The following is a 5262-nucleotide window of genomic DNA, read 5'->3' on the forward strand; positions in this document are numbered from 1 at the left end:
GGGATGCAGCTGACAGCCTTATTTTACAATTCTTCTGCCTTAGTTTACGCATACCGAAATTAGCTTATGGTATGTCTATATTCATCCAACAGCTTCTCACCTTCTGCAAAGTGGGTATCCAATAGCTTATGCAAATCGGACATATGATTGTTTCTGCGGCTAACGAGCTTGATCAGCCACAAACTGAATAATGATACCGCCAACAAAATGCCCAGGGTAATGCTTAGAAAACTCAGTTTCCCCTCTTCGTAAAGGGGCACATCGCTAAGGCCAAAGGTATCGGCCAGGGTTTGCCCGATATTCATAAATAAGGAAAACAAAAGCAGTAAGCCCGAAGCTATGGCAACCAAACCAAAGAGCAGCCTTAAGAAGAAAAGCATCAGCCGCATGCTGACAACCGATGGACTTCCCTTATAAAAATCGGAATACCTGTCTTTTGACTCTTGTAACCAGTTTTCGATATCGCTGAAATTCATGATAATGTTGTTTTATATAATTTTATAAACCTCTCACTAAATTCGTGTAACAGCAAGATAATAAAATCTTACAGGACGGACGCAGGTGAGTACTGGGAAGTTGTTTCTTTGAATGCCTATCATCTTCAAAATTGTACTCATCACGAAAAAAATGCTAAAACTTGATGTTTGTGATATTTTTTGATGTGAAGTTATGGAAAGGCGTTAAGCTTGTCCCTGGACTATAAGTCACATTAGCCTATAGCCATCTTAGCAGATTCTTTCCAGATATAAGGAGGCATTGGTTCTTTCAACTCCCATTTAATATTCATTGGTTTTGCACCTTCATGATCCATAATTTGACCTTCGCCTAAAAAGACAAAACCCATTGTGTTTTTATATTGATCTTCATTAGCTTCCCTTACAAATAGTAGAATTTTCTTATCTAACTCACGATGTTTGATATAGCTTTCGCCTTTCCCTTTGTCAGGGCGAGCTGAATTTTGAGATTGCCAATGGAAAATACGTTCGCTTAATGCGAAATCATTATAAAGGGTTGTTGGGGAATAATCTTTCTCTGATTTGTTGAGTGTTATAAAAAGTAATTCTGTGTTTTTGTTTTTCAAATACTGAACACCTTCTCTCGAACTCGGTTTCTTTTCAAAAGAGTAGAATTCAAAGGCTGATAATATTTGATCTCGGATATATCTACCATGGACTTGTAATGGCATTGGATAACCTAGGTCGATTTCTTGCTCAATAAAATCAATTCTATCTAAAAGTAATTCTATCAACTCTTTCATTTCATCAACCAGAACTTTATTCTGCCCGATTGCTTTGATACTTTCTGATATATCAGAAAAACCACCAGCATCTTGCCAAACATCGTAATGTAACATCAGACACATACACTTTTCTGTATCTGAAAGTTGTTCAAAGTTCAGCTGGAACTTATTCTTTATACAATTTAAGATGAAGGTGAAATATGAAGCAGAACGGCAACTAAGCCATTTCAACTGTATTGCTCTAGATATCTCAAGTTCATTTTTCGATTCAAAATCATGAATGACACCAGCGTTTGCACAAAGTCTTTTCCAACTTCGTTTCTTATAAATTTGATGGATTGGAATATGATAGAATTCTGTGAAGTTCTTGATTGTTAATTCTAAGTTGGTGTTATGTTTGAAATCTCGAATACGTTGAATCAATTGATTCCTATTTAGATTTATTGCTCGTTTAATATTGTCTAGAATAAAGTTTTTCGCTTTTTGCTCCAAGATAATTGAACAACCTAATGGTAGGTGAGGGAATTCATTTTCTATTTCACTTTGAGTTGATGTATTCGTTTTACCAATAAGAGCTCTGAATTTCCCTTCAAAATCATACTCAGGGCGAGAATTGCCAACGAAGTCGAGTACTGTCAAGCAATCTTTATTATCTGATAGTCGTAAGCCCCTTCCTAATTGTTGTAGGAAAACAGTTAAGCTTTCTGTTGGTCTTAAGAATAACACCGTATCTATTTCTGGTATATCAACGCCTTCGTTAAAGATGTCAACAACAAATAAATAATTGATCTCTTTATTGAGGAACCGATCTTTTATTTGATCCCTTCCACCGTTATTTATACTAGTTAAATAATCGGCTTTATAATTGGCTAACGTAAACTTCTCAGCCATATATTTTGCATGATCTTGAGTGACACAAAAGCATAAAGCTCTTACCTCATGAGGTTCTGCGATGTGCTTCTCAATATTTCTGAGTATGTGTCTAACTCTATCATCATTCTTTGTGTAGACTTTTGTTAGTTCACTTGGGATATACTTCCCATTCTGCCACGAGAGTGTCGATAAATCAATATTATCTGTTACTCCAAAGTATTGAAATGGGCATAATAAACCCTTATTTAATGCCTGAGGTAAGCGAATTTCTGCTGCAATTACATTACAAAAATCAGATAGAATGTCCGCACCATCCATTCTTTCAGGCGTCGCTGTAAGACCAAGTAATATTTTGGGTTTAAACTTATCTAATATAGGGCGATAGCTTGAGGCTTTAATATGATGAACTTCGTCAACAATTATAAAATCATAGAATGATTCAGATAAGGATAAAGTTTCTAGCCTATTCTTTAATGTTTGAACAGATGCAAAAATGCAATCGTATTTCTCTGGCTCCTTACCATTCCCCCATAGTTCCCCAAAATTTGCATCACGTAATACAGCTTGAAAAGTTGATTGAGCTTGTTCTAATATTTCTTTACGATGAGCTACAAATAGTAATTTTGCTGTAGGATTTTGCTGTTTAAATTTTTTGAAATCAAATGCTGAAATCATTGTTTTGCCAGTTCCTGTGGCTGCAACAACTAAATTCTTAAACCTATTGTGAACTTCTCTTTCAGCGTCAAGTTTCTCAAGAATTTCTTTCTGGAAATTGTATGGATTAATATCAAAGAATGTGGTGTTTGTTCTGCTTCCCGAAAAGCGTTCATTCTTAAGAGCCCTCTTTAGTTTTACCAGATCTCTATTAGCGTCGTAGAATTCAAATTCGCTATTTTGCCAATAGGTATCGAACGTTTTTCTGAACTTCTCGATGATATGACTAACTTCTTTAGTCGTTAATTTAATATTCCATTCTAAGCCATTCGTTAATGCAGAACGTGAGATATTCGAAGAGCCTATATATCCTGTATGGAAGCCTGTCTCTCTTAGGAATAGATAAGCTTTTGCATGCAATCTTACGTTACTGGTATTGTAAGAAACTTTGATCTCAGTATTGGGTAATGATGCTAAAAATTCAACAGCTTTTGCATCAGTAGCTCCCATGTATGAGGTGGTAATTACTTTTAATTGTCCTCCGCGGTTCGTGAATTCTGTTAATTCTTTTTCAAATATTCGAATACCTGTCCATTTGATGAATGATACTAGAAAGTGAATTCGATCAGAAGAGAGAATCTCTTTTTTGATTTCACTCTCCATCGAAATGCCTGCATTGCTGCCAGTAAATAGTTCACTTTGAGTTAAACCACTGTGTGGGGTTATCTCTTTTAAATGTTTTTTTATATCTGAGAAGCGCGCATCTAACTTTGTGAAAACTGCCGATAAAATTCTTCCTTCTGTATCTATTAAATCATCCTCAAAATCTTCATCATTCAGTTGATCCCTAAGTAAGCGTATGATGTTATTACAAATATCTATTTGTCTTTCTATTGAATCATCTCCCGAGACTTGACTTAATGCTTGATGGATAATATTGACAGTGTAATTAGTTAAAACTTTAGATGCTTCGGCCTTATCAATCTTTACTTCATTTATATGATATTGATCTTTTTCTAAATTATCCAATCTACTTTTTAATAGTTGGTTAATTAATGCTTCATATAGACCATCTTTAATCATATTGAAATATTTAAGTATTCATAATAGTTAAGTTTATAAAGGTAAGTTTTTCTTTGAATACTGAATATTTATGCAAAGTTATCTTGCCAAATCTTTCAAGTTGGGAAATGAGAAAAACATCTCTGCTCAAGTGAGAATGTCAAGCATAAAAAGAGCCCCATTCTAAAGATAGAACAGGGCTTTATGATATGTGGCGAGGATTTCTTTTGTGAAGAAAAAGACTCAGCTATAAAAGCTCTTCATTATATATCTCAAACATGCAAGACTACAATTTTTTTTACCACCACAATTAAATTTACTGTAACAAAGAAATAAATTAAGAAAGGCTTATTCTTAATTGAATAAGCCTCTTTTATCCCAATAATTATCTCTATTCAAAATCACCACTTAATTTCAACTTTAGCATTCTCTTCTATTCCATTAATTCCCTCTTCAAGTAAGAAAACACCACTATTATCTGGATTAACAACACTCCCATCTTCACCATTCTTCCAAAACCAATAATATCCACCCTCATACTTATAAGAAGCTCCATTAATATTATCTCTCGAGAAACCTTTACCTTTTTTGCCTCCTTCAGCTTTTAAAACTAAACTAGCATCTTTTGACCTACTCATAAAGGAATCTTTGCCATCTGTTCCATCTTCAGTTTCCCGAAGAGGACTATAATAAATCCTAACATCCGATGCATTCACACCATTACCTCCTAAGGAAAAATCAAAAACCTCCCCTTGGGTAACATTCAGAATTGCAACGATATTGGCACCAAAACCTCCGTCTCCTGCTTCATCCGTGCGAACAGGACCAGTCCTCATTACATCTCCACCATCGCCTCCATTTCCACCAGAAAGTTTAACAAACAGTTGATAAACGCCTTTGGGTACAGTGAAAGAATAATCTCCTTCATCTTCATAGATAATTATTCCATGTTCGGATTGATTAGAAATATCACTTTCACTACTATTCAAATGGCTCTGAAAAAATTCCCCGTCAAAAGTTGCATAAACAATCTGACTTGTAATGATTTCATTACCAGCAAAGTTTTGCGAAACATCTTTTTTCAACTCGATATTCTCTTCATTATTAATTTTAACATAGACTCGCCCTGTATTTGAGTGATTTGCCTTAAAACTTACTGATAAACCTTCATAAATTTCTGTAATTGATTTTTGAGTTAACTCATATACATTATCAGCTCCTTCACAACTAGCATAATAAAAACCTTCTGTTGGAAGTCTTACATACCCTCCATTTTCAAGATAAACTGTATCATTACTAATACTTAAAACCTGAATCTCATTGCTCGAATCAGCATCGGCATCATCAGCATCCTTAATATAGCCTAAAGCTGAAATATCTGAATCAGATAGTTTTGTATCTACATTCAAATATGGAGTCAAATCAATTGTTTT

Annotated in this window: 3 protein-coding genes; all 3 read right to left on the minus strand. The window is 34.6% G+C overall.

Features of this window, described 5'->3' with window-relative positions; all coding sequences use genetic code 11:
• Positions 1–59 precede the first annotated feature (59 nt).
• The gene (locus ACXR6G_RS19995) at positions 60–476 is read right to left on the minus strand and encodes a hypothetical protein (RefSeq protein ID WP_458363227.1); all 417 of its coding nucleotides are present in this window, start codon (positions 474–476) and stop codon (positions 60–62) included.
• A 233-nt stretch (positions 477–709) separates the two neighbouring features.
• Positions 710–3850, minus strand: a complete 3141-nt coding sequence (locus ACXR6G_RS20000) for a DUF3427 domain-containing protein (protein ID WP_458363228.1) — start codon at positions 3848–3850, stop codon at positions 710–712.
• A gap of 380 nt (positions 3851–4230) precedes the next feature.
• The coding region (locus ACXR6G_RS20005; protein ID WP_458363229.1) for a hypothetical protein at positions 4231–5262 on the minus strand (1032 nt) is incomplete at its 5' end.

This window comes from Ancylomarina sp. YFZ004 (assembly GCF_054254355.1).